Below are 25,127 nucleotides of genomic sequence, written 5' to 3'. Positions count from 1 at the left end.
CTCACTCCCTTGTAAGTTTTAAATTCAAAAAACCTTCTTTGTATGTCTTTGGATTAAACCTAAGTAGTTTTAGAAAGGATATTTTCCTCTCTTCTTCTAAATTGATTTTCAGTATAAATGGTCTTTTCGAATTAGTGTGCTTAATTATATACTTCAGTGATCCAGTAATATCTAAAGTCGCATCATATGAAACCGAAAATAATAGCTCCGTAAATATACCATTATTCCACCAACATACAGCGCAATAATTAACACCTGCTTTTCTTCCGATTAACCAATTAGTTTGAATAAAATTTTGATTTTTTAAATTTGAATTAAGATTAAAAAGAAAATTCCTTAATTCATCTTGAGTAGGTACTATCCATTCATCTAAATAACTTTCTTTAATTTTTACTAGTTCTACAACTGACTTATACTCAAAAAAAATTCTAATTATCGGTTTTATATTTTTTTTAAACTCAAATTTTTTTAATAAAGTAAACTTCGCCGTTTCTGGAAAAGAGTCCCAAGCTATAAGTCCGTTAGGAGATAAATTTGATAAGTCCTCAATTGAATATTTCAACAACTCATATAATATTTTATGATTTGATTTTTTAGAGAAAATGCCACCTAGATAACCAGTACCATCTAAAAGAATGCTTCTATGGAATGCCTGTATGCTGGAATTTTCCTTAAGGATAATCCAGCGATACTGATCTGGTTTTGTTAGTTCTTCTTTTAGATTTTTACCAAATGAAAATGGAATCTCTAATTTCGAAATTTCTTTATAATCTTCAATTGTTGCCTTAGAGAACATAACATATTAATCTCCATTCATTCTTAAAATTTTCACATAACCTTTATCTGCATTAAGTTCAATAGTTTCATTGTTTTTTAATAGTTTTCTAGTTGAAGTATTAACTATAATCGCTGGAATATTTTCTTCTCTTGCAAATATTGCTCCATGAGATAGAAATCCACCCGTTTCTACAATGATTCCTAAAGAATTAGTTAGATTATAGGTTAAATGAGGAGTTAGTTGCTTTGCTACAATAATAGAACCTTCCGGTATATCTAAATAACTGTTTCTATCGAGCGGATTTTCTATTATAAATACTTTCCCAATAACTGAGCCCCATGATACACATTCACCTAAGATAAGATTTTGATTTTTTGTAAGTTCTAAATTCGTTTCATCTAAAGCTGTGCTAGGCATTAAAGCACGATTTTTATCAAACTCTATTTTTCTGTCATATATATCTATATTTTCCGAACTGTTTCCAGATATATATTTTTCTAACTCTATTTTTCTCAAAAAAAATACATCATGCTTATTATTAAGTAAACCGTTCCTATGTAGAATAACGCCAATATCTAGAATAACTTTCCTAACTGACGCAGCACCTTTTTGGAGGACATAATCATCATTTTCAGTCCTTAACAGTAGATTTCGATATTCTAATACAGCATTCCTAAACTTCATTTTTTTTTCTAGAGGTAACTTCTGTTGGAGTTTATCTAATTTATCCTCCCACTTAGATTCTATTTTTTTATTTTTTATAGGGAGTCTTTTAGCTTTTTTTATTAAATATTGAGGGTTTTCTCTTAATGTTTCGATATGTATAGCCATAGGATGAGGTATTTCATCACCATATAAATTAATAAAATCTTTAAAAGAAGTACTATTCATAATTAAGTCATCAATAAATTGCGGATATTCCTCCTCGTTAGTACTATTATTTTTTATTAATAATTGAATATTCTTAGCAATTTGTACCAAATGTCTTGATTTGTGAAATGTATGAGAATTTAAATTTGATGTTAAAATGCCTAATTCCTTATTTTGATTTTCTATTGGTACTCCTATATCATCAAAAAAATTCAGAATTATTTTTTTAATATTTCTCCGTTTGATCATCCAATCTCTATCCATATAAACATTAAAAAACTCTTTAAAATTCTTAATTGCCTTTTGTAATTCAGTATATAATTCTTCTAAGTTTCCACATTTTGTATTTATAGTATTTTCAAACTTAATCACATACTCTTTTTCTATATTGTCCCAATTGAAACTGTGTTCATTACTATCGGTTTTATTACTTGAAGTTTTTAATTTTATATATGGATATTGATTGATGAAAGTCGTAGACCATTGATTAGAATTGAAAAGTCCTCCTGGATCAAGATCTTGTATTAAAGGTGTTACTGGTTCGGTACATTGATCTAAAAGGAACCACTCTTTACTTGGGGGTATTATAAAATTAGATTTTATTCCCAAAATAGGTCTCACTTGTAACCAAAAGATAGTGTTATTCTGTATACAAAACTCTACGTCAATTTCATAACGCAAGTTATTTTTTAATAAATTCATGTATTCTTTCAACTCAGACACAACGTTATCAATGGAAAAATCCCCACTTGTCCATTTATCTTCTTTATATTGAAAGGGTTTACTCAATCCTCCGACAAGTTTATGACCATCACCTTTAACTATCTCTATTATTGGACCTTGAGACTTTCTCAATGGATCCAAAGAAAAGGCAACTCCAGAAAAGTCAGCTTTAATTTTTCTTTGAACTATGACTCCCATTGGGTGGTTTAGCCTTGAATTATATACTGATATAATTGCAGGAATTAAATCTGTAAAAGTGCTAATAGTTTTAGTAGAAAACTTTCCGGCCATGGTCTTATAATGGCTATCTTCTATTGAAGATGAAGATCTAACAATTAAACCATCCTCTGACCAAATTTTTAAGGCTTCTACATTAACTTGCTCTAATACTTCCTTTTTACAATTAATAATTTCCTTACAATCGTTATTTGTAAGAACAAATCCTTCTGGAATATTAAAATTCAAACTTGATAGCTTAAATAAGTTTTTTGCTTTATTACCAATTTCTTCAACATTTAATTTTCTAGTATTTTCTAGTAAATTTATCAAACTTATTCTCCTCTTAAATAGTGACTGATCAAGCTAATAGTTTGGTCAGTCACTATAATTAATTTTAACTACAACAAGAACTTGCAGGTATATCCATACTTGTAACATCCACTTGAGTAGAGATTTTTTTAATGATACTATCGTATAAATCTCTATCTTGGCTTAAATATGCAGTGAATTCGGCTAAATCCATTTCTATCCCCACTTTTTCAAGTGCAGTGTATGGATCTTCTGCAAAGAGTTTTATAAACTCTTGATTCTCTAATTCCTGTAATAATGGTGCAAATAGTGGATTCGTATTACGAATAATTTGATTCATAACAAACTTCCCTTCTCATTTTTATTTTTTGAAAATTTACAATAATATGTTAACATTTTATATATAACAATTCAACCTTAAGGAGGAAAATATGGAAAAAATATCAATAAAAGAAGAATTTGATAAAAAAGGTTATATTGTGTTAGAAAATATTTTTAATTTAGAAGAAATGCAAACCGCAAGAGAAGAGGCAAAACGACTTATAAAAGAAAAAAAAATGAAATCTAGAATCAAGGTTGATGAAGAAAAATTAAGAAATGAAGGAGTTTTTATTGGGTTATCTAAGATAAGTCCTCTCTTTGAAAAAATAACAAAAAATATAAAATTAATAAGAATATTAAAGAAATTATATGATAAAAATCTAATTTTTATTGATGATAAATTGGTTTATAAAAACTCTGACATACGGTTTGGCACACCTTGGCATCAAGATTGGGAATATCTTAAAGGAAGTCATAAAGTATCAGTTTGGATTGCACTTGATGATGCAAATAAAGAGAATGGTTGTCTTCAAGTTATTCCTGGAACACACAAAAACAAAGTGATTCACAAAGGCGATTCGACAGATGGCTTTTCAAAATCAGTGATAGTTAATATGCATCCTGAAAATATTATAAATATCGAAGTAAAAGCTGGAGATGTAATTATTCTTCACGACTTAATCCTACATGCTTCCTGCGAAAATATTAGTGGGGGTGAGCGATATTCTTTTATACCTACTTACAGTAATATCGATTGGAATCTAAATAAGTTATTGTTAAACACTACAAAGAAATAATTCACTATTTTAGTTGTACTTTCATATTAATTGCCATAGGTACTTTAGAAAACACTGATAATTATAGGTATTCAATTTTGAGTTAAAAATCAAGAATTACAATACTTGGAGAGAAGTAACCTGATGAAATCAAACATCTTATAAATCATACTTAGATTGCAGACAGCGAGGAATCTAAGCCTAGTTAAAAAGCTCATATCCAGATTAGAATAAAAGTTCAAAGCTATAAACTCCCATATTATAAATTAGTGCTCTTAAATGTTATTAAAGTTTGGGGAAAATATATACTAAACACTGATATAATAAGATTAAAAAAATGAAATTTAATATTGAATCACAAATTTCACTTAATCCAAATTAAATTTAAATGAAGTGAATAAATTCTATTTAACAAATTACATTTCAACCAAAAAATATTTCAGATAAACATAATTGTAAAAACCTCTCTAGGAGAGGTCGGCTTGTAGAAAAACCCCCTATTTTTAAAAGTATGATTTTGAAAAAGGGGGTTTTGGATATCTTAATTGATCACGACCCCAACATATGGTTTTTAAGACATTATCGAACCACTGGTGTATAGTGAAATTGTGAAAAAAGCTATCGAGACTTTCTCGACAGCTTGACCTCTCTTAGGAGAGGTTTTTTTAGACTATAAACTGAGGAATACTCCAAAGCAACATTCCTATTCAAAAGAAGACTAATAAATATACCATATATACCTCTATTATTAAATCTAGTTTTTAGAGATACAAGAAACTAGGAAGTTATTGACCAAGGGTAGCCAATCCAACGATCGATTTTCTCATATCCAAACTTCCTTTTGCTGCTCAACATTCACTTCATTCAACATGCTCTTTCAGTTCCTTTATCACCTCTGTGAGAATTTATTTAATTAAAAGCCTGAATTCACTTCTATGAAAACAGAGCCATCTTTGATTAGTAGAGAATCACATTGCGCTGTTTTAAGTTCCTCTATGATTACTGGAACCCAAGAATTGTTTGTTTTCTCGGTACTTTGATCTTTAAGAATTTTCTTCTAGTATCCAAATTGATGACTAACCCCATTGTCCTCGCACCATTTAGCTTGGGATTGACCGCTCGCTTTGTAGTCAGAAATTCGCAGTTCCAATTCTTTTCATAGTTCTAAATTATGGCTTCTGGTCATGAAAAATCCTCCTCAAAATACATTTGTAGAGATTATCTCAAAATTTATGGCGCATGTACATATGGGAAGAGTTTTACTCTTATCATCTAGCAATATGAATAGTGTTATTAGGGAACAGCATATGTTTCTATTTTCCTAACTACAAATCCTCCTCTTCAAATGAGATATTTGTATAATATTACTATTAATTATTTAAGTCCTGTAAAGTTGTTAGGAGTGTAATTATTTATATATATACTCTTGAAGAGTTTGTTGTATATTCCCTATCTTTACAACGCTATACTGATCAAACTTTTTCATTAAGTTAACTTGTAAATTTTCCTATACTTACTAAGTGCCAAATTAGTGGCAATATAGCTCGATAGTCAATTTTTCCAGAGAAACTTTTTGCTAATTCTATAACTGTTATTTCATCTAAATATGTAATTTTTTCTTCTAGTTCCCTTAACCATGACTCTGTGTTTTTCCTAGGCTTTAAAAAATTTCATAGAAAAAGAATATTGGATTTTATAATATCAGGTAGATTCTCTTTAGGTGTTACAATGGAATATTCCCAATTATTTTTTCTCACATAACTAAGGCGTGCTCTCGTGATGTACGAGAATTGTTTAAAATCTTTACTTCACTGAATTTGATAAAGAATAGGTACTGGGTTATCTTTAAAGACTAAGTAATCTGGAATATGATTCCATTCTACATTTTTTCAATTCTATATTAAAGAACTTAATTGGTATTTCAACAGGCTGATCATAATACCTAACTGTGTTCAATTCAAGTTCTAAAATATAGTAAAATAGACACTCACCCCATAATGATTCATACCAACAGCTCTTTTCATTTTTGGACTGTATAAGTATCCACTCATATGATTGATATACTTGCTTTGCACATTGTTCACCATTCTCTTTGACCATATTTGGCATACTTAATACTCCAATCTTTATTCGACCAATTCATAGTACATAATCCAATAAATGGATTTTTTAATGACAAACTAAAAATAATAACAAAATATTCTATTTTTTTAATGGTCTAGTTTACATAAGATTTAATGACAATTCTCATTAAAAACAAAAAAACCAGTATTAACAAGCAATAGTTAACACTGATCTTGTGACAAGATATTATATAACTTTATGACAAATTAAAATATGTATTTGGCAAGCAAAAAATGCATAAAACGGCAATCAAAAATGTAACCACTTGCCAACGAAATTTAATTCTGAATAATTGACTCCTTATAACGATAACTATCGCCTTTAAATACAATCAAATGCGAATGATGGATGAGTCGATCAATTACTGCCTCCGTTAATATTGGATCCCCAAAAACGTGATTCCATTGACCGAATTGAAGGTTTGTCGTGATTATGATGCTTTTGGTTTCATAACACATCGAAATAACCTGAAACAATAATTCAGCCCCTTGTTTGTGAAGAGGAATGTAACCTAACTCATCCAAAATCAAAAGATCCAATTTCTCTATTTGCTTAAAAAGCTTATTGAGATTACCTTTTTCATTTGCTTCTAATAATCGATTAACTAATGATGCCGCTGTATAGAATTTAACAGCTTTGCCATACCTTTGTATGGCATTCAATCCAATTAACGTAGCTAAATAGGTTTTACCTGCACCTACACCCCCATAGAAAATTAGATTTTCTTGCTGCTCCATGAATACTCCATTTAATAGGTCTTCACTACTTAGTCCTGCTGTTAGGACAATGTCCTTCCAATCAAAAGGTTTCCCATTGACTTTAGGTAAGCTTGCTTGTGTAAGTAAAAGATTTGTTTTTCGTTCTTCTCGTTGCTCAATTTCTTTTTCAAAAAGCTTCAGTAAATACTCTTCATTTGATGTGGCTTCTATCTCTTGATAATGTTCTCTAATCCAACTTAATTTCAATCGTTTAGCGAATTCTTGAATCTGCGTACTCAATTTATTTCAGCTCCTTTTAGAAGCTGATTATAATGCTGTAGACCTCTAGTAGCCTCCGGCATAATAGGCAATGACTTTTGGAGATGTACTTCTTCGCGTATCCCTCGACCATTAATTAGTTGGTAGAATACTTGTTTAATTGATTCAACCGAAGGATGACCATGCTCTGATGCAATCTTCAGCGCTTCAGTAATTTTACTAAAATCATAATCTTTCATCACTGTACCTAATAACTTCAGGGCTTCTGATTTTTCAGAGGAAGTACATGAATTAAAATATGTTTGCCATTCTTGTGGTAACTGCTCATAGAAACTAGTATATTTAAGTGCCATAGGACGTTTGGCCATTAGATTTAAGTATGGCTGCCAATTAATCGATTTTCTATATTGACCATAGAGTCGAGGATGGCTAACGACTAGTTGATAATCATCTGTAAGAATATCAATTGAATTATATGAAATACGAATTAGAACCTTATTTAAAGCGTATCTTGGTGAAGTAGAATATAGATTTTTTTCTACTTTAATATAACCGTACTTATCGGCTTTCACTGTTTCGTATCTGATGCATTGGTATTCCTTACTTGGTAAAACCAAAAAGGCTTTCCGATCCTCTTCAAACAGCTGGGATATGAAAGATTCCTTTTCATAATGTTTTCTCTCACGATCTTTCTCAGCTTTTTCCCACAACGTCTTATTAAGTTCGTCTAAATTCAGTACGTGGAGACCAGGCAATAAATAATTGTTTCTCACATATTTCACCATTGCTTCCACATGACCCTTTTCATTCCCACTATTAGGATTACAAAATTCACTTTCGAACCCATAGTGTAGAACGAAGTTCTGAAATTCCTCTGTTAACTGCCGTTCGCCATTTGGCAATACCTTCTTTACGGCAGCTGAAAGATTATCGAATCTAATTGTTCTTGGAACACCACCCATATGGTGAAAAATACGCTTTAATCCTTCTAAAAAACACTCTTTGTTTTGAGCGGGGAATACCTGAAAATAAAATGAATTACTATATGGATAAGAAAGAACCAGATAGGGTAGAGTTATCTGTTCCCCTTGATATTTAAACGGAGCTTCTCCAAAATCCACTTGAGCTGACCCAGGTTTGCTCTCTAGTGATAACGCTGCTTGATTCGTTTCATTTAATAGTTCTTTTTTTCGATGGGATATGTAGTTTCTTACTGTTCGATCAGAACCCTTAAAATCAAACTCCTCTTTTAATTGCTCCCAAATTCTCTTTGCAGTTCTACGGAATTTTCTCTTTTGTTTAAAATCTTCTATTAACCATTCATCTACTATATGTTTAATAGGATCCATCACTGGAGATGGTCTGTCTTGTTTGATATTTTCTACAGGACTAAAATCATCCTGTTCTGCATACTTCTTAACAGTTCTACGATCTCTTCCTATTCTTTGTGCAATCTCCGAATAGTTACTGTCTTTTATGTTTACCTCATGTCTGATATAATTAATTTCGGCCACTGCCAACATCTCCTTAATACCTCCTGCGCTTGTTTGTCCCAACAGGAAGTGTATGTGTATTTTGGAATGTTGACAAGTGGTTTTTTAATTTGTGCAGGGCCTACGGCCCTATTGCACAAATTTAATGCCATACCCTACATTTTTATGATGCCATAAACACCCATATATATATATTGTATCGTATTTGTTCTAGACACTCTCAAACTTACAAAATAGCTGTTATTTGCGCTTCTGTTAAAAGAGGAAGATTCTTTATCTAAAATGTATAATAAGTGTTCTAAAGGGATTTTCTGCCCTCTAATATAATCCTTTTAGTTTACCAGTTTATAATATCAAGTATGATTTTTTTAATACCTTCTGCGTCCACTTTAAAGCATATAATTTCTTGATTCCCTAAAATAAATCTAATGTTTCCATTTTTTTTCATTGTATAATCCCATCCACGTTTTTTTAGTATTTTAATTAAATCTTCAAATCTATTCATAAAACTTTTCCTCCGTTTTTCTTATCAATATTAAATGAAGCATCATTAAATATTTTCATTAAGAAACCACTACTATTGATAATAGTAGTGGTTTCTCCCTTTTCCTTATTGGAAGTTATTGAATAACCTAACGATGTTCACATTCTTAACATTTATATTTAAAATATGAAACATACTATAGTTGACCTTGATAATTCTCTTTGCATGGTCCTCATTAGCAGCCAAAATATCTGTAGTTATATATCTTTCTTGCTCATTAAATTTAAGTAGAACCGACACGAGAAAATGTTTCTTAATTGTTTTTTGGCCATGATAAATTTCTGATGAATTATCAACGAATAATACATCTTCTGTTTTTATTATTTTTGGTATATTGCCTTTTTGAGATATTTTAATAAAAGCGGGTTCATCTTTTATAAGATGATATACAGAAATATTGCCCTTTTCTTCTATTTTTCCGTCAATCAATAATATATTTTCACGAATTTGATAGAAATGTTTACTAGTATAAAAATCAACCATTATGCTAATTCCTCCTCAAATGAAAAAAGATCGTAAGTGGTTGGAATAATATATTCAACCAATTCTTCGATCCTTTTTAACCCGCTTATTAATTTTAAGCTTGTATTCTTTTTACTTCTCAATTGGAACACTACAGTATTATTAGTAACAATTATATTTATACTGTTTTTTTGATAGAAACCCCTTGTGTCAATAGTAATTATAGAGGGACTATTATCTAAAAGTGATAGCCAATCATTAGAGTTTTTCCCTTCCTCCCTTAACATATACTCAATACAGGTAATTGTAGTATTTAAAGTTCCTAATGAAAGGTCAAACATATAAGAAAAGCTCATAGTATTTTTACCATTAAAATACACTCTATATCCCTTTTCTCTTTGATTAGAATGTCCTTTAAATGGTTCAATACGAAAAACTATATCTTCAAAATACCATTCCAATCCATCTTTTTTACTTGAAAATCCTATACCCTTTAATAAGCTTTCTAACTTTGTAGGTTCTAGAGAACAAAAGCATGTGATTTTATACATATGCAATCCTCCTACAGACATTAGAATCAAATAATTTAGTCGTCGTCAAAACCTTTCCCTCCTAGTATTTTGTTTCATTTCTATTAATTTTCTTTTTTGTCATTTACTTTTTTCATAAAAAAAAGCCTTCAGGACAGTTAATAGCACAGCTGCTATTAAAACTGAACCCAAAGGCTCTACATTTACTAAGTAAAAGAAAAATCCAAAATAGAAAAATAATCTGATTTAAGTTTAACTTTTTATCCTATTATTTTCAATAGTTTCAGAAGTTATCAAAAAAGTGAAATATACTATCTTATACTTGAAGGTACTTCACAGTCATAAATTCCATATCTATAATCTTTTACAAAGTTCTATTGGCTTTATTCATTGCTTCAACTAAATTATCTTTAAAAAACAATGGTGCTGTAGGATGGTTTCCATAATTTCCAGATACAAAAGTCATAACTAACTTTCCAGCAGCATCTATTTTAAATTTCGACTCTAAAATCATTTTATTCGAATTAGATCTAAACTTGAACACTAATTCACTGTCGTCAATAAATGCTTTCACACCTTTATAAGTATTTGTTGCTATCTCATTGAGCGTGCTCTCTTTAAGGCCACCAAACGATTTCTCTTCATTAAGTACTGTATCAGAAGCAACTTTAGATAGGTCAACTATCTTAGATGAAATAAAAGGAATTTTCCCCTTCTTTGCACCATAGCCAATAATTATCGTTGCAGCTGCTGTAACAAGAGACCAACCTATCTTTGAAAATTTCATATTGTTCTTTCTCCAATTCTGATTTAAGTAGTTTTCCTTATCTAATTAGGATATTGGTAATTATATCAAAAATCTGAATTCTTTGTTTCACCTATTACAAATGAGAAGAAGTTTAAAAATATTTAGATTCGCTAACATCCGCTCCAAATTTCAGGGGATTACATTGATTAACACTACTACTTGTCAGAAGAAATTGAGTGGTGGTTTATTATAAAAAACATTTCTCTACTAAGAAAATTATTGATATAATTACCATTAATTACAAATGAGAGTGTTTTAAAAATTATAATATTTTATAGGAGCATTGACATTTGCTATAGAAAGTACTCGGAATGGCTTCTATAATGTTGATCTCCATAATTAGTACTTTTTATAATTGAATATACCAGCAAGGAGGTCAATTCATTGAATACACTAGTTAATGAATTTAAAAAAAATAAAACTAAATTTGGTACATTGCAAAAATGTGAAATACACTTACATACTCCTGCTTCCCATGATTATAAACTCACCAAAGGAAAAACGTATAAAGAATTAGAAGTTGAAGATATCTTAGAGATATGCGAAAGGGAATTATTATTTAATAAGGAACAAATACAAACTTTTTCAGAACAAATAACAAAAGGAAATTTTGAGGGTAATGGATACTATAAGTTACTTGAAGAAAAGAACATACCCTATGAAAACTTTAAAGAGTATCTAACCTACATGTTAATTGCACATAAATTATATAGTGAAAACATTCAATTAGTTGTGATTACAGATCACAACACAATCGGAGGATATGATAAACTCAAATTTGCCTTAAATGAGTATTTTAAAACAAGAATAAAATCAAGTGCAACATACCGGAAATCAATTTTCTTACTGTTAGGGTTAGAAATATCCTGTTCTGATAAAAACCATGTAGTAGGAATATTTGATGAAAGTAGCATTTCTGAAGTACAGAAGTTAGTAAATAACCATATTTACTCTACTGTAGATGGAACAATAGATACTAGCCTAACTATTATTAAAAAAATTCAAAAGATTGGTGGAATAGGTTATATAGCCCACATTAACTCTTCTGATTTCTTAGGTACTGGTTTATATAAAAAGGAACTCTTTGCTACTAGTCATCTTTTAGGATTTACAAGTTTAAATAATATAGATAACCTGTTTGAAAAAAAAATTTTACAATACTCAAACAAAAGAAAAGAAGACTTCTGTATAATATATGAAGGTGATTCTCACTATCTAGAAGATATAGGTATAAGAAATACATGGATTAAGATAAACGAATTATCTTTCAACAGTTTTAGAAAAGCATTAACTGATTATAAGTTTTCTATTTACACTGAGAAACCACAAGTAACTGATAAATTCATTAAAAATATCCATGTAAAACCCTCTGATAAGGGTTTTTTAGGGAATATAAGTATTGGTGATAACGGTTTCTATGTAGATTTTTCAAAAGATTTGAATTGTATTATTGGTGGCAGAGGTACTGGAAAGTCTACATTACTAAATTTAATAGATACTATTTTTTCACGTACATCTGCTAATCAGCAACAGCTTAAGTTTCTCGCAGAACATAGAGTTATAGAAATTGAGTTTACCTATAATAACGATGACTATATGCTAAAATTTATTTCACAGCTAGACCCCCACAAGGAGTATTATACTTCTGAATTTTTCTTAGAAAAGGCATTTAAGGAAGAAAGAAATGATATGCATAAATTAATTTTAGCAGATCACTGGATAGATTTATATAAGATTAGCGGTGAGCAAATTGGACCAGTAACTGGATATCTCAAGAATGATATCTTAAATAATGTTTTTCGCCAAAGCTATTCTATAAATAATATTGTACATAGAATAGAAAAAGGTGAGATTGGTGACTTTGTAAAAGAGGTTATTTTCGACGGTATAAGGTTTGATGAAATAGATTCTTTTCTTATGGAGCTTCGAAATACTAATAGGAATACAGAAAATATTTAAAAGAACAAATACCTTCTTTAAAGATTTCTATGAATGAACGAAAAAAGATAGTATCAGAAAAAATAAGCAGCTTTAATGAAAATAATAAAAAAATTTTGCAAATATACTATGGTCACGGTAATAAACCACAACATGATTTCTTAGAAGAGCTACTATTTAATATAAATAGAGAACGTCATATAAAAGGTTTGTTATTAACCTGGGGAGATGTTGAAAGATATCTATACCAAATCATAGAAAAAATTGATTTTTTAGATTTTCTTGAATTACTACTTTGGCAAAGATTCAGTAAGTTAGAAGCGATAGTTAGCTTATCTAGTGTTATGAAAAGTAATGCTAACAAGTCTTTATACGATGTAAATGAAGGTTACGAAGCAATTACAGGTCAAAATTTAAACTCAATTTATAGAGAAATAATTAAAGGATTATTTATAAATCAAAATAATATTGATGCATGTCTAAGAAAGTATTTTGCTGCTAAAGATGATTTTGATATTTATTTTAATATTAATTCTAAAGAATCCACTAAATCACAAGGAGTTTTATTACTTCCAATTGAAACTTTATCTCTTGGACAAAAAGTCGCTGCAATTCTCACATTTATTTTTAATTTTGGCCTACATACCAACGATAATACACCACTTCTTATCGATCAGCCGGAAGATAATTTGGATAGCCAATATATATATAAAAATTTAGTTGAAAGTTTAAAAAAAATAAAAAACAAAAGGCAAGTAATTATAGTTACTCATAACCGGTGTTTGTCAACATAGTTGTCGCATTTAGTTACTTTAGTGTTGTGTTCAGTCAAGGCTACCGCGTTACGCTTGCTGGCCTGATGATTTGAATGGAAAGGAAATCCATTCTTTCCATTCAAATCATCAGGGAATAAAGTGTATTAAGGCGGACTCAACGTTTCCTTTTTCCCTCATCACGCATTGGATTAAGTGCTACTTTTTCAATAGGTGTCCAATTTCTTAGACTCCTCGCCCAGCGTTCTGGATGCTTCGCTTTTGCGGCTTCATATACGTCTTTTCTCTTTGTCAATATGGTTACGTGTTCTCCGGCATGACACTGTGCCGGTGTTACATAATTCAGCCCACTATGCAGATGAATATGATTATACCAATGGACAAATTGGTGTGCCCATTGTCTGGCTTCTTCAAGTGAGGTAAAGCCCTTATGCGGATAATCAGGGCGGTATTTAAGTGTTCGAAACATGGCTTCTGAATAAGGATTATCATTGCTTACACGTGGTCTTGAAAAGGAACTTTGGATCCCCAACTTCTCAAGTAAACTTAAAAAAGTCTCAGCTTTCATCGGACTCCCATTGTCTGAATGCAACACCAGTGGTGCCCCTTGGATTTTCTCATTAATGACTGCTTTTTTTACAAGTGATTCAGCGTGTGTCGCTTCTTCCTTTTCCCATACTTCCCACCCAACTGCTTTTCTACTAAATAGATCGAGTATTAAATAGAGGCGATAATACAAGCCTTTCACAGGTCCACCAAGCCACGTAATATCCCATGTCCACACCTGATTTGGCGATGTGGCCAGATGACTCTCGGGGATTCTTCGTGTTGGCTTTTGACTACGTCCACGGTGGTGTTGCATCTTTCCTTCACGTAAAACACGGTAAAACGTAGATTCTGACGCAATATATGTTCCTTTATCCGCAAGCTTTGGGACAATTTGTGTCGGCGGTAAGTCGGCATATTCTTCTTGTGTAACAACCTCGAGTATTTCCTTTTTCTCTTCCTCGGACAACTTATTTTTTGGAACAGGTCTTTTCGCAAAGGGACGCTGATCGACCTTAACCTTACCATCTGCCACCCAGCGCTCGTAGGTTCGTACACTAATATAAAGTTCCTCACAAGCCTTCGCTAACCGCGCACCATTTTGATTGGCTTCTTGGATGAGTTCTACAGCTAATGCGCGATTTGATGGGCTAATCATTCTTCCTCGTCGTCCCCCCAAATCGCTTGGGCCTTTTTTCTAAGTAATAATAACGCCGCAGCTTCCGCTAATGCTTTCTCCTTCTTTTGAAGATCTTTTTCTAACTGTTTTGCCCGTTTCTGTTCTTCCTTTAACGCACCAGATAACTGCTTTGATTGATCAAATACTTGTCCGTTTGCCTGGAGACAAACAGATCGCCATAATTCAATCTGTTCACGGTACAAACCCTTTTTACGACAGTATTCAGCCAATTCCGTTTCGTTCATCGCAAAGGTCTCCATCACGATTAAAAACTTATCTTGACTGGTCCATTTGTCACTTGTTTGTCCATTGCCAGGCGTTGCCACACCAGCTTCACGTGCAGCCTTACGCCACTTGTACAACGTTGGTTCTGTGATGCCTTCTTCCTTCGAGATAGTAGCCACTGATTCGTTATGTGGTGGCATCATTCGTTTAACAATTGCCTCTTTTTGTTCCTTCGAGTATCGTACTCCATTTTTTTCTTTCATATCGATCGACCTCCGTGTTATTTACTTAAAGTATAACACTAAAGTATCGTACGACATCTATCCTAACAGAGGGGGTAACCCCAGCATAGTAACTAATGCAGGTGCAGAGCAAGTTATTGTCCTAGCTTCAAATAATGGAAAAGGGTGGGTTGAAGCTCAAGGATATCATGGCAATGCCAAGATAACTAAACATATATTGCAATATCTTGAAGGTGGTGAAGAATCTTTTCTCCACAAGATGGAGACATATAAAACAATATTAGGTTTAGGTAACTAATTTAAATCTTACGATAGAATTTATATTAAAGAGATGAGCGGAAGTTTCATTTATTAATTTGACTTCAAAGAAAAAAGCGTATTCATCTTTAATAGATTAATTAGCATTCGTTTGGAAAATAAACAAAATGACTTCACCTTTTTTCGTAGACCTAGGTATAATTCAGCAAAAATATATAGTGAAATAGTTAAAGCTTCGCAACTTTCTTTATTTATGTATGGCGACATATTTTTACTAATTGGTTAATTCATCAACAAATTTGCTGAATTAAGCTAGGTGAATTGTTTTTTGGAGAATTAACATCACTTGAAACTTCAAAAGCTTCCATTTGTTCAAAGTCAAAGGGAACAAGTAATTTACTTAACGAGTTAGTATCTGTATTTGTTGGATTTAGCCAGAATTGTTCATCTTCAGGTTTTAATATTACTGGCATTCTATCATGTATTTCAGTCATTAACTTATTTGGTTGAGTGGTAATTACAGAACAAGAATATATCATTTCTCCTTCTGGGGATTTCCAAGATTCCCATAAACCAGCCATACCAAATGGTTGATCATTTTTCAGTTTAATACGCATAGGAATTTTACGTTCATCTGTACGTTTCCATTCATAGAACGAATCAGCAAGGATTAAACAGCGTTTCTTTTTATAGGCATTTCGAAAACTTGGTTTTTCGGCAATTGTTTCTGAACGAGCGTTAATCATTTTATAACCGATTTTCATATCTTTAGACCAGGGAGGAATCAATCCCCAACGTAAATATCCAAGACGATTCTTTTCCCCATCATTAATCACAGAAAGTACGGATTGAGAGGGAGCTACATTATAATTTGGATTATAAAGGGATTCTTCAATTGCTGAGTCGATATTAAAGCGGTCAATAATTGTTCCAAAGTCAGTAAATAAAGTAAAGCGACCACACATGCTATCACCTGCTTTTTAGGTTAAGTGTAGCAAAGTAGAATACGGAAAACAAACGAGTAGTAACTTATCGTCAAGTACGATAACTACTACTACTTATTATTATATTATTAATAATACGAAATCAGCCTTAAAAAAAATAACGCGCTACCTTCAGGCTGCGCGTTTATAAATATAACTACTATCCCTACTATTTTTCTCTTTATATTTTTTTCTTGTTCCCTTTTAATAACTAAACGCAATTAAAAATTTCTACCCGACTTTTTTGAAATAACTTTAAATTTTTCTTTCAGTCTTCTATTTGATAACCTATGAGATATTTTTTGATAACGGCAGTTCTTTTATATTTGACCATAAAACTTCAATTGTTTTTTTTCCATTAGCAGCATTAAAGGTGATTTTATTTATATAAGTAAGTTTAACTAGATGCTTCTCAGTATAAAAGGTAGATGTTTTGTAAACAAGAGAGTGTTTATTATTTTTAGATTTTTTTATTAGCAAAATTATCATCCTTTATTTTTTTCTTAATTTTATTAAGAAAAGTGAGGTTGAAATGATAATTTTGACAATGAATTTTTCATTTTCTTTTTCTCCAATTGTATAGAGATAATAAATACGTTTTTTTGACATAAAAAACAAGAACCATCCTACGATATATTGTAGGATGGATTATTTAAAGTTGTTAATTTTGTATCACTATAATTATTCTTATCTTCGAATTTGATAATAAAGTTGTTTGATTTTTAATTAACTAACGCCCCCTATTGTTTAAGTGTTATTTTTCACAAACTTATTCACTAGGTACTTTATTATTTATTATTGGAATGCAACCCCGTTTGGACTTCATAAAATATTTTATGAAATTCCTTTGTTTTCTAACATATACATCATTTTTAGAAAACTGACCTAGGATATTTGTTTTTTATTCTATTGAAGATGATAAAGGGCTTCTCTGTATCTACCCTTGCTTATATTTTTGATTTGTTCCTTGTTAAAAAAAGGCATTCCTGCTAAAAACAGGAATGCCACCTAATAAAGTTATTAATTCTTTACCTTTAATAACCTTAAACTATTTAATGTTACCAAAAGGGTTGCTCCCATATCAGCAAATATGGCTATCCATAATGTTAACCAGCCAGGAATTACTAAGACTAAAGCTAATAATTTTATAGCCAAAGAGAAAGTAATGTTTTGCTTGATAATGGTTAAAGCTTTGCGGCTTAATTTAATCGTATACGGTAATTTACTTAAATCATCAGACATTAGAGCAATATCTGCTGTTTCTAGTGCTGTATCAGTTCCAGCACCTCCCATAGCCACACCTACTGTTGAAGCTGCTAGTGCTGGCGCATCGTTTACACCGTCTCCAACCATTGCAACACTTTGATGTTTGCCACGAAGTTCTTTAATATAATTTAGTTTATCCTCTGGAAGCAAATCAGCTTTAATATCCGAAACACCAACTTGTTTTCCAATGGCTAACGCAGTCCTTTCATTATCACCAGTTAGCATAACTGTTTCAATTCCGTATTTGTTTAACTTGTCTATTACTTCTCTGGAAGATTCTCTAATTTCATCAGCTACAGCAATTAATGAAAGGATCTCTTGATTTGTTCCTAGAACCATAACAGTTTTACCCTCAGTTTGCATACGGGTAATATGTTCTTCAGTGGAACTTTCAATCTTGCCATGTAATTCTTGGAATAGGTTAGGGCTTCCAACATAGTACATTTCATTACTAACTCTTGCTTTTACACCCTTACCTGTAATGGATTGAAAATCTTCTACAATCACTTCATTTATATTCAATCCTGTTTCTTCTGCTTTTCTTAAAATGGCGGAAGCAAGGGGATGCTGTGAACCTTTTTCAATAGCTGCTGTAACTTTTAATAATTGTTCTTTATTTCCGTTAAAAGTAACTAAATCCGTAACAGCTGGAACACCTTTAGTTAAAGTTCCTGTTTTATCAAATGCAATTGCTTTTAAGTGTCCTGTTTCTTCTAAATGAATTCCACCTTTTATTAGAACGCCATTTTTTGCAGCATTCCCTATAGCAGTTACGATGGAAACAGGAGTAGAAACAACTAATGCACAAGGACAACCGACAACTAGTACAGCCAAACCTTGATAAATCCATTCACTCCAATCACCACCAAACAACGGAGGAATTACTGCTATTAAAACTGCCAGAATAACAATTGCAGGTGTATAGTATTTGGCAAATTTATCAACAAACGCTTGAGAAGGTGCTCGTTCAGCTTGTGCTTCTTCAACAAGGTGAATAATTTTAGATAATGTCGTGTCTTCTACTCGTTTCGTTACTCTTACTTCAAGTAGTCCTTCTTCATTTAATGTTCCTGCAAAAACCTCATCGTCAATAGTTTTTGTCACAGGAACACTTTCACCTGTAATGGCTGCCTGATTCAGTGTAGATGTTCCTTTGACAACTGTCCCATCCATCGCTAGTTTTTGTCCAGGCTTAACAATCATGATGTCTCCAACTTGTATATCATTTACATGAATTATCATCTCTTCATTTCCACGACGAATTAACGCTTCTTTTGGAGCGATATCCATTAGTGATTCAATAGATTGACGTGCTTTATCCATTGAATAGCGCTCTAATGCTTCACTAATTGCAAATAAAATAACAACTGTTGCGCCTTCACCCCATTCACCAATAATAGCAGCACCTATTATCGCAATGGTCATCAGTGTATTCATATCAAAATTTAGCCGAACAAGATTTTTTAGCCCTTTTAAGAATAAAGAATATCCTCCAATAACAATAGATGCTGCATAGCCAATATTCGTAAGAATATGTTCTTCTCCAAATTGCTCTCCTATAAACCAACTTATAACTAGTAATATGGCGGAAATATACACTTTAATGTTTTCTTTTTGTTTCCAAAAGGGTTCTCGTTCCACTTGTTGTTCTTTTTCATCACGAATTTTTAGATTCTCAAAAGCTCCGGCTTTTTCTAATTCTTCAATGGTTGTGTTTCCTTGAACATAAACCTTAGATGCTCCAAAATTTACTTTTGCATCCTGTACTCCAGAAAGATTTTTAACATTGTTTTCAAATTTGGCTGCACAGTTCGTACAAGTGAATCCTTGAACACGATATGCTTTCATTTCTTGTTCGGATAGTTTTCCTTGCTGATCAGACATTTACTTTCACCTCATTAATATTAGTTAGAGCAATCATCATTATTTGCCGAATATGTTCATTACCTAAGGAGTAAAACGCTAATTTCCCTTCCTTCCTATAGTTAACAATACCTTGCTTATGAAGAGTTCTTAAATGATGAGAAGCATTAGCAACGCTTGCACCAATAATATTAGCCACATCACAAACGCATAATTCTTCATCTTGGCACAAGGCATAGGTAATCTTTGCTCTATTTTCATCAGCAATGGATTTTAACAATTGGGACAAACTAGAGAAATCAACCTTGTTCAAATCTCCTTGTATTCGATTGACTTTTTCTTCGTCATAACAATAAATTTCACATATATCCTTTTTAATCATTTCTTTCCCCCTATACTCGTTCATTCAAATATACATTTGAATATAGTATACCCCTTACTCATCTTTTTATTCAAGTCAATATTTGAATAAAGAACAAACAAAATGAGAAGCCAACTAATCAAAATATTTATAAATGGATAATAATCCTAACTATTCAATTTTAAAAATAGTAATCTAGTATAAATTGTCTTTTAGTTGGCTATTCTTTTTTATAAGGGGAGTTGAAAAAAATGAAAAAATCCATATTAATTTTATTATGTCTTTTACTACTAGTAACTATTACAACCAAGGAAACTAAAGCTTTTTATGCAGATAATGAGTTAAGTCAGATTACAAAAATAGCTAATAAAAACAATATAAAGGTAACTACATGGAGTATGTATATAAAAGAACCAATTGGACAATTTACTAAAATGAGAGATCTTGATCAAGCAATTTCCACTTTCATGAGAACGGAAAAAGATTATACTTGGTCTAAAAAACAAGCTGAGAAAGATCATTATAAAATTGAAGGGAATAAAAAGTCTTCCAATTTAGAAATGGAAGAGAAAATCTTAATCATTATTTATTCTCAAAAAGGTAAATATAATTTAAGTATTACTTATGATGTAAAAGGTGATTGGAATGAAAGCAAATGGCCAAGAATTTTCAATATGTATAAACAAAAAATAGAGAACTATTCTACATTTTATACGGTTCAAGGAACTACAGATATAGAACAACCTTTGTATACAGAAGCATCCGAATTATTGGTTAGTTTTTCGGGAGAAGAATTACAAAGTCTTAATGAAGATAATTTTATTTCGCTATCTGCATATACAAAACGTTTGGAAACTAAACTTCCTCTTGGTGATAATCAATATATGAACCTTCATATCGCATACAGATTGACTAATGAATCGGCGGATCAGGTAAAAGTAACGATTGGTACCCCTATTATTACGTCAGAGTATTAACACAAAAAACGAGATGTCGTTATTAGACATCTCGTTTTACAGTTTTACTTTTCATTCGTAGTAACATAATGCATTTAAAATAACGGTTAAAGCTGGCCCTGTATCACTTATGAGCTAGCCTTTTCTTCAGACTTCGGAGACAACAATCACTTACTACTTTCGCTGCATCCTTAGTAGAATCTTTACTACAACATCCGCTTCTGTATAATCCATGGCTAAAGGCCAAATGATTAAATGTTTTTTACTCTTAATATTCTCATTGCATTCAGAACAGCAAGTAAGGTAACACCTACATCTGAAAATACTGCTTCCCACATCGTAGCAATTCCAAAAGCTCCAAGTAATAAGAAGATCGCTTTTACTCCTAGTGCGAATATGATATTTTGCCAAACAATACTTCTAGTCCGCTTAGCAAGTTTTATTGCTGTTGCTATTTTAGATGGTTCATCAGTCATTATTACAATGTCTGCAGCTTCAATTGCTGCATCTGATCCTAATCCACCCATTGCCATACCAACATCTGCTCTAGCTAATACAGGTGTATCGTTTATCCCATCACCAACAAACAAAATCTTATCTTTAGAATTCTTGGCAGCATCTAATTTTTCAATCTCTTCCACTTTATTTTGAGGAAGAAGTTCTGAATGTACCTCATCGATTCCAAGGATATTTCCAACTTGCTCGCCAACTGATTTTGCATCTCCAGTTAGCATTACTGTCTTTTTAATCCCTTGTTGTTTTAATGATTGAATTGCCTCAGGAGAATCTTCTTTAATCTTATCCGAAATGACAATAGATCCGATAAAATTCTTATCATAAGCTACATAGACAATCGTACCAATTTCACTATAGTTGTGATACTTTATATTCTCTTTCATCATTAGTTTATGGTTTCCAGCTAATATTTCTTTACCGTCCATTATGACTGAAATTCCATGGCCTGGTATTTCATTATAACTTTTAATACTGTCATCCTGTATTTCTTTCCCATAAGCCTTTTTAATGGATTCTGCTATTGGATGATTAGAATATGCTTCTGCGTAAGCAGCATATTTTATTATTTCAGCTTCTGTAAACCCGTTAGCCGGATGAATAGAAACAACCTCAAATACACCTTTAGTTAAAGTACCAGTCTTATCAAATACCACATACTTCACATCATTTAAAGCCTCTAAATAGTTACTTCCTTTTACTAAGATACCCTTTTTTGAAGCTGCGCCTATTCCGCCAAAGAAACCTAAAGGTATAGAGACAACTAAAGCACAAGGACAAGAAATAACTAAAAAGATTAACGCTCTATATAACCACTCGGAAAATGTAGCACTAGGCATTAATATCGGAGGTACTACAGCTAATAAAACAGCTATTATTACAACCACCGGAGTATAGTACCTAGCGAATTTCGTAATAAAGTTCTCTGTTGGAGCTTTACGACTGCTTGCATTTTGTACTAACTCTAAGATTTTAGAAACGGTGGATTCACTAAACTCTTTTGTAACTTTTACAGTTAAAAATCCATTTTTATTAATGAATCCGCTTAGTACATCATTACCACTTTCAATATCTCTAGGGACTGACTCCCCTGTTAACGCTGACGTATCGACACTAGATGTACCCTCTAAGACCACGCCATCTAAGGGCACTCTTTCGCCAGGTTTTATTACAATAATGTCCCCAATAGAAACTTCCTCAGGGTCGACTTTTTTTATTTCTGAACCTATTTTAATATTTGCATAGTCAGGACGAATCTCCATTAAACTGCTAATTGATTTCCTAGAACGATTAACAGCGATACTTTGGAATAACTCACCAACTTGATAAAATAACATTACTGCTACACCTTCTGGATACTCTTGAATCGCAAAAGCTCCAATAGTTGCTAAAGCCATTAAAAAGTGTTCATCAAACACCTGTCCTCTAGTTATATTCTTTATAGCTCGAAGAACAATATCTCCACCCACTATTAGATAAGCAATTAAGAATGTTACCAATTCTAAAGTCCCGCTTAATGGAGCAAAGATACCCAATCCAAAAATAATGCCTCCTATAATTAACCTGCTAATCATTTTCTTTAGATCATTACTTCCATGTTCATGGGTATGCCCATGAGCATGTGAGTGCCCGTGGTCGTGATCATGATTATGATTATGATCATGGACATGTTCATGGGTATGTTCACCTGAGTGTGATTGAGCTTTTTTCTTCTGCCTTTTTTGTTTCTCTAAAAGTTTAACATGGGGTTCTAGACGAGTAATTGTTTTTTCTGCTTTCGTTAATATCTCTACCTCTTGCTCTTTATCGTATTGCAAAGATATAGTCTGGGTTGCAAAATTAACATTACATTCTTTAACCCCGTTTATAGAAGAAACACCTCTCTCAATCTTCATGGCACAATTTGCACAATCTAAACCTTCTAAGGTAAATTCCCTTTTTAATTGATGTTTTCCTTCTCCCATAGATGTACCCCTCCTATATAGATATACCCCAATTTCCGAATTGTAAATATATGAACAGATATACATATAATCATATATAAATTATATGTACACAATTGCATTTGTGTCAATATCAATTTATATTTTATCCTTAGATGAAGATGGGGAAGGAAAAATCCCCATCCTTCAAATTGAATAACACATTCCTTTATGGAATTGTTAATGTTGGGCATGATCTATCATTTGATTTAAAACACTCATAACATGTTCATCATCACATGAATAAATAATGGTCGTTCCTTCTCTTCTATATTTTACAAGGCGAAGATTTTTCAAAAAACTTAATTGATGTGAAACTGTAGATTGCAGCATTTGTAACTTTTCAGCAATTTCGTTTACTGAGTGTGGTTTATCTGAAAGTAGATGTAATATCTTAATCCTTGTTGGTTCAGAAAGAGCCTTGAAAGTTTGAGAAACGATAAAAAGAGTTTCTTCATCTAATTTATTATTATAGTAATCCGTTGTAGAACCATTATAATCTTTATCTTCACCTAAATGTTCCATAAATTCTTACTCCTTGGTAATAATTTCTTACTATTATAGCATATTTTTTCAAACACCCTTCTTTAGATGCTCTAAATGTTATTAACCAACTATAGTATAGATTAACTCCCTTTAGTAACAATTATAATTACATTAAAACTAAATTATATTCACATTAAAAAGGCGGAGTATATAATTAACAGCAAAATTAAAAATTAAAAATTAAAAAAATTGTACCAAATTTTTCAAACTATAACTCAAAAACTCTAGAGTTACATGGTAAATGAAATCTTTGAATGTATATTTTAATACCTAACAGAAAAAAATAACGTCTGTAGTGAATTTTAAAAATGGAGGTATGAATTATGAGTCACTTTACTGATCATCATCACTCAGGGGAAACTGTAAAAGAATCTGGCCAGTATATAGATGCAGGCGGAGCAAAACAGGAACTAATTCAAGGAGATACTTTTCCGAATTGCCCCAATACAGGAAAGGAAACAACTTGGACACATGCTAGTCACACTCATCAAACAGGAGATACTGTTATGGAGTCTGGACATTATATAGATGCGGATGGCGAACATGTGGTGCTACAGCAAGGAGACAAGTTTCCATCATGTCCTAAAACTGGTCAATCAGTTACTTGGACACATGAACAATAATTATATTTGTTCAATAAAGTAAAAGATAATTATTTTTTAATTAAAACACAAAAGGCATGGTATTAACCATGCCTTTTGTATTTTTATCATTATTGATCTAAAAGTTGTTAAATTTTATAAAATGGAACGGGTTAGAGTAAAGTAGTACTCTTTTTTAATAATATCCCCATATTAAAGCGAGCAGTGTTCCGAAAACAGTTACAATCGCAATAAATAGACCATAATATATACTAGTGTATATGACTTTTTTGTCTTTTGATTCACCTGCATGCATGAAAATTACTAGTTGTACCAAAGCCTGAATAAAAGCTGTTATTAACAGTATGGTAGAACCCATAGCAAATGAAAGGTCAAAAAAATAAACAGTCAATGCTATGGCGGTAAGTATTAAAGAAGAGAGAAAGCCCATAACATGTTTTTTAGGAAATAATTCACTCAT

At 31.7% G+C, this 25,127-nt stretch carries 22 protein-coding genes; 5 read left to right on the top strand and 17 right to left on the bottom strand.

Going from position 1 to position 25,127, the window contains the following annotated elements; all coding sequences use genetic code 11:
• Window position 1: 1 nt before the first annotated feature.
• The 3 genes from NYE52_RS22920 to NYE52_RS22910 form a co-directional block, all read right to left on the bottom strand.
• Complete coding sequence (locus NYE52_RS22920; RefSeq protein WP_152116560.1) at window positions 2-796, bottom strand: hypothetical protein; 795 nt, start codon at window positions 794-796, stop codon at window positions 2-4.
• Between the two features lie 6 nt (window positions 797-802).
• Window positions 803-2,920 carry a PEP/pyruvate-binding domain-containing protein gene (locus NYE52_RS22915; protein WP_341195283.1) on the bottom strand — a complete coding sequence of 706 codons (2,118 nt, stop codon included), beginning with the start codon at window positions 2,918-2,920 and terminating at the stop codon, window positions 803-805.
• Between the two features lie 64 nt (window positions 2,921-2,984).
• Window positions 2,985-3,239: a hypothetical protein gene (locus tag NYE52_RS22910; RefSeq protein WP_152116558.1), complete on the bottom strand. Its 255-nt coding sequence runs from the start codon at window positions 3,237-3,239 to the stop codon at window positions 2,985-2,987.
• A 91-nt stretch (window positions 3,240-3,330) separates the two neighbouring features.
• Between NYE52_RS22910 and NYE52_RS22905 the strand changes: the two genes are divergently transcribed.
• Complete coding sequence (locus NYE52_RS22905; RefSeq protein ID WP_152116557.1) at window positions 3,331-4,017, top strand: phytanoyl-CoA dioxygenase family protein; 687 nt, start codon at window positions 3,331-3,333, stop codon at window positions 4,015-4,017.
• Between the two features lie 1,036 nt (window positions 4,018-5,053).
• Here the strand turns inward: NYE52_RS22905 and tnpA are convergent.
• The 7 genes from tnpA to NYE52_RS22875 form a co-directional block, all read right to left on the bottom strand.
• Window positions 5,054-5,146 (bottom strand): IS66 family insertion sequence element accessory protein TnpA, encoded by a 93-nt coding sequence (gene tnpA, locus NYE52_RS24770; RefSeq protein ID WP_412988929.1) that lies wholly within the window; start codon window positions 5,144-5,146, stop codon window positions 5,054-5,056.
• Between the two features lie 1,252 nt (window positions 5,147-6,398).
• Window positions 6,399-7,118 carry an IS21-like element helper ATPase IstB gene (istB, locus tag NYE52_RS22900; protein WP_036179323.1) on the bottom strand — a complete coding sequence of 240 codons (720 nt, stop codon included), beginning with the start codon at window positions 7,116-7,118 and terminating at the stop codon, window positions 6,399-6,401.
• Complete coding sequence (gene istA, locus NYE52_RS22895) at window positions 7,115-8,620, bottom strand: IS21 family transposase (protein WP_144547298.1); 1,506 nt, start codon at window positions 8,618-8,620, stop codon at window positions 7,115-7,117. Before istA ends, istB begins: the two co-directional genes overlap by 4 nt.
• Window positions 8,621-8,927: 307 nt before the next feature.
• The gene (locus NYE52_RS22890) at window positions 8,928-9,095 is read right to left on the bottom strand and encodes a hypothetical protein (protein ID WP_193224520.1); all 168 of its coding nucleotides are present in this window, start codon (window positions 9,093-9,095) and stop codon (window positions 8,928-8,930) included.
• A gap of 105 nt (window positions 9,096-9,200) precedes the next feature.
• Window positions 9,201-9,617, bottom strand: coding sequence for a hypothetical protein (locus NYE52_RS22885; protein ID WP_047943160.1), 417 nt, complete (start codon window positions 9,615-9,617; stop codon window positions 9,201-9,203).
• Window positions 9,617-10,147 carry a hypothetical protein gene (locus tag NYE52_RS22880; protein WP_152112372.1) on the bottom strand — a complete coding sequence of 177 codons (531 nt, stop codon included), beginning with the start codon at window positions 10,145-10,147 and terminating at the stop codon, window positions 9,617-9,619. The genes NYE52_RS22885 and NYE52_RS22880 overlap by 1 nt, the downstream gene beginning before the upstream one ends.
• Window positions 10,148-10,490: 343 nt before the next feature.
• Complete coding sequence (locus tag NYE52_RS22875; protein WP_016205248.1) at window positions 10,491-10,913, bottom strand: hypothetical protein; 423 nt, start codon at window positions 10,911-10,913, stop codon at window positions 10,491-10,493.
• Window positions 10,914-11,318: 405 nt separating this feature from the next.
• On the opposite strand from NYE52_RS22875, the gene NYE52_RS22870 reads away from it, so the two are divergent.
• Window positions 11,319-12,893 carry a Spaf_1101 family AAA-like ATPase gene (locus NYE52_RS22870; RefSeq protein ID WP_152112371.1) on the top strand — a complete coding sequence of 525 codons (1,575 nt, stop codon included), beginning with the start codon at window positions 11,319-11,321 and terminating at the stop codon, window positions 12,891-12,893.
• A 29-nt stretch (window positions 12,894-12,922) separates the two neighbouring features.
• Complete coding sequence (locus NYE52_RS22865; protein WP_341195282.1) at window positions 12,923-13,666, top strand: AAA family ATPase; 744 nt, start codon at window positions 12,923-12,925, stop codon at window positions 13,664-13,666.
• Window positions 13,667-13,802: 136 nt separating this feature from the next.
• On the opposite strand, the gene NYE52_RS22860 is transcribed toward NYE52_RS22865, so the two are convergent.
• The 4 genes from NYE52_RS22860 to NYE52_RS22845 form a co-directional block, all read right to left on the bottom strand.
• A protein-coding gene (locus NYE52_RS22860) for an IS3 family transposase (RefSeq protein ID WP_371474370.1) occupies window positions 13,803-15,358 on the bottom strand; the annotation gives its coding sequence in 2 pieces (ribosomal slippage) (window positions 13,803-14,875 and window positions 14,875-15,358; 1,557 coding nt in all).
• A 527-nt stretch (window positions 15,359-15,885) separates the two neighbouring features.
• On the bottom strand, window positions 15,886-16,560 hold the full coding sequence (locus tag NYE52_RS22855; protein ID WP_016205108.1) for an SOS response-associated peptidase: 675 nt from the start codon (window positions 16,558-16,560) through the stop codon (window positions 15,886-15,888).
• A gap of 1,038 nt (window positions 16,561-17,598) precedes the next feature.
• Entirely contained in the window at window positions 17,599-19,728 is a 2,130-nt protein-coding gene (locus NYE52_RS22850; protein WP_152112369.1) for a heavy metal translocating P-type ATPase, read from the bottom strand.
• The gene (locus tag NYE52_RS22845; protein ID WP_016205110.1) at window positions 19,721-20,089 is read right to left on the bottom strand and encodes an ArsR/SmtB family transcription factor; all 369 of its coding nucleotides are present in this window, start codon (window positions 20,087-20,089) and stop codon (window positions 19,721-19,723) included. Before NYE52_RS22845 ends, NYE52_RS22850 begins: the two co-directional genes overlap by 8 nt.
• A 230-nt stretch (window positions 20,090-20,319) precedes the next feature.
• Here NYE52_RS22845 and NYE52_RS22840 point away from each other — a divergent pair, with 230 nt between their 5' ends.
• Complete coding sequence (locus tag NYE52_RS22840) at window positions 20,320-21,045, top strand: YwmB family TATA-box binding protein (protein WP_016205111.1); 726 nt, start codon at window positions 20,320-20,322, stop codon at window positions 21,043-21,045.
• Between the two features lie 230 nt (window positions 21,046-21,275).
• Here the strand turns inward: NYE52_RS22840 and NYE52_RS22835 are convergent, their stop codons facing one another.
• Window positions 21,276-23,501, bottom strand: a complete 2,226-nt coding sequence (locus tag NYE52_RS22835) for a heavy metal translocating P-type ATPase (protein ID WP_016205112.1) — start codon at window positions 23,499-23,501, stop codon at window positions 21,276-21,278.
• A 198-nt stretch (window positions 23,502-23,699) separates the two neighbouring features.
• A complete protein-coding gene (locus NYE52_RS22830; protein ID WP_016205113.1) occupies window positions 23,700-24,044 on the bottom strand; it encodes an ArsR/SmtB family transcription factor in 345 nt (114 codons plus the stop codon).
• A 344-nt stretch (window positions 24,045-24,388) separates the two neighbouring features.
• On the opposite strand from NYE52_RS22830, the gene NYE52_RS22825 reads away from it, so the two are divergent.
• On the top strand, window positions 24,389-24,688 hold the full coding sequence (locus NYE52_RS22825; protein WP_016205114.1) for a hypothetical protein: 300 nt from the start codon (window positions 24,389-24,391) through the stop codon (window positions 24,686-24,688).
• Between the two features lie 154 nt (window positions 24,689-24,842).
• Here NYE52_RS22825 and qoxD read toward each other — a convergent pair whose 3' ends face one another.
• Complete coding sequence (gene qoxD / locus NYE52_RS22820; RefSeq protein ID WP_016205115.1) at window positions 24,843-25,127, bottom strand: cytochrome aa3 quinol oxidase subunit IV; 285 nt, start codon at window positions 25,125-25,127, stop codon at window positions 24,843-24,845.

Origin of the sequence: Niallia sp. FSL W8-0635, from assembly GCF_038007965.1 — a bacterium.
In the GTDB taxonomy this organism is placed as follows: Bacteria; Bacillota; Bacilli; order Bacillales; family Cytobacillaceae; genus Niallia.
This window is presented reverse-complemented; position numbering and strand designations above follow the sequence as displayed.

Bases quoted from the DNA above. Each gene is read 5' to 3' on its own strand.
- NYE52_RS22850 (WP_152112369.1), bottom strand. From the start codon at position 19,728: ATGTCTGATCAGCAAGGAAAACTATCCGAACAAGAAATGAAAGCATAT.
- NYE52_RS22875 (WP_016205248.1), bottom strand. From the start codon at position 10,913: ATGAAATTTTCAAAGATAGGTTGGTCTCTTGTTACAGCAGCTGCAACG.
- NYE52_RS22885 (WP_047943160.1), bottom strand. From the start codon at position 9,617: ATGGTTGATTTTTATACTAGTAAACATTTCTATCAAATTCGTGAAAAT.
- NYE52_RS22920 (WP_152116560.1), bottom strand. From the start codon at position 796: ATGTTCTCTAAGGCAACAATTGAAGATTATAAAGAAATTTCGAAATTA.
- NYE52_RS22845 (WP_016205110.1), bottom strand. From the start codon at position 20,089: ATGATTAAAAAGGATATATGTGAAATTTATTGTTATGACGAAGAAAAA.
- NYE52_RS22880 (WP_152112372.1), bottom strand. From the start codon at position 10,147: ATGTATAAAATCACATGCTTTTGTTCTCTAGAACCTACAAAGTTAGAA.
- qoxD (WP_016205115.1), bottom strand. From the start codon at position 25,127: ATGAGTGAATTATTTCCTAAAAAACATGTTATGGGCTTTCTCTCTTCT.
- NYE52_RS22825 (WP_016205114.1), top strand. From the start codon at position 24,389: ATGAGTCACTTTACTGATCATCATCACTCAGGGGAAACTGTAAAAGAA.
- NYE52_RS22910 (WP_152116558.1), bottom strand. From the start codon at position 3,239: ATGAATCAAATTATTCGTAATACGAATCCACTATTTGCACCATTATTA.
- NYE52_RS22835 (WP_016205112.1), bottom strand. From the start codon at position 23,501: ATGGGAGAAGGAAAACATCAATTAAAAAGGGAATTTACCTTAGAAGGT.
- NYE52_RS22905 (WP_152116557.1), top strand. From the start codon at position 3,331: ATGGAAAAAATATCAATAAAAGAAGAATTTGATAAAAAAGGTTATATT.
- NYE52_RS22855 (WP_016205108.1), bottom strand. From the start codon at position 16,560: ATGTGTGGTCGCTTTACTTTATTTACTGACTTTGGAACAATTATTGAC.
- NYE52_RS22865 (WP_341195282.1), top strand. From the start codon at position 12,923: ATGAATGAACGAAAAAAGATAGTATCAGAAAAAATAAGCAGCTTTAAT.
- NYE52_RS22890 (WP_193224520.1), bottom strand. From the start codon at position 9,095: ATGAATAGATTTGAAGATTTAATTAAAATACTAAAAAAACGTGGATGG.
- NYE52_RS22830 (WP_016205113.1), bottom strand. From the start codon at position 24,044: ATGGAACATTTAGGTGAAGATAAAGATTATAATGGTTCTACAACGGAT.
- NYE52_RS22840 (WP_016205111.1), top strand. From the start codon at position 20,320: ATGAAAAAATCCATATTAATTTTATTATGTCTTTTACTACTAGTAACT.
- istA (WP_144547298.1), bottom strand. From the start codon at position 8,620: ATGTTGGCAGTGGCCGAAATTAATTATATCAGACATGAGGTAAACATA.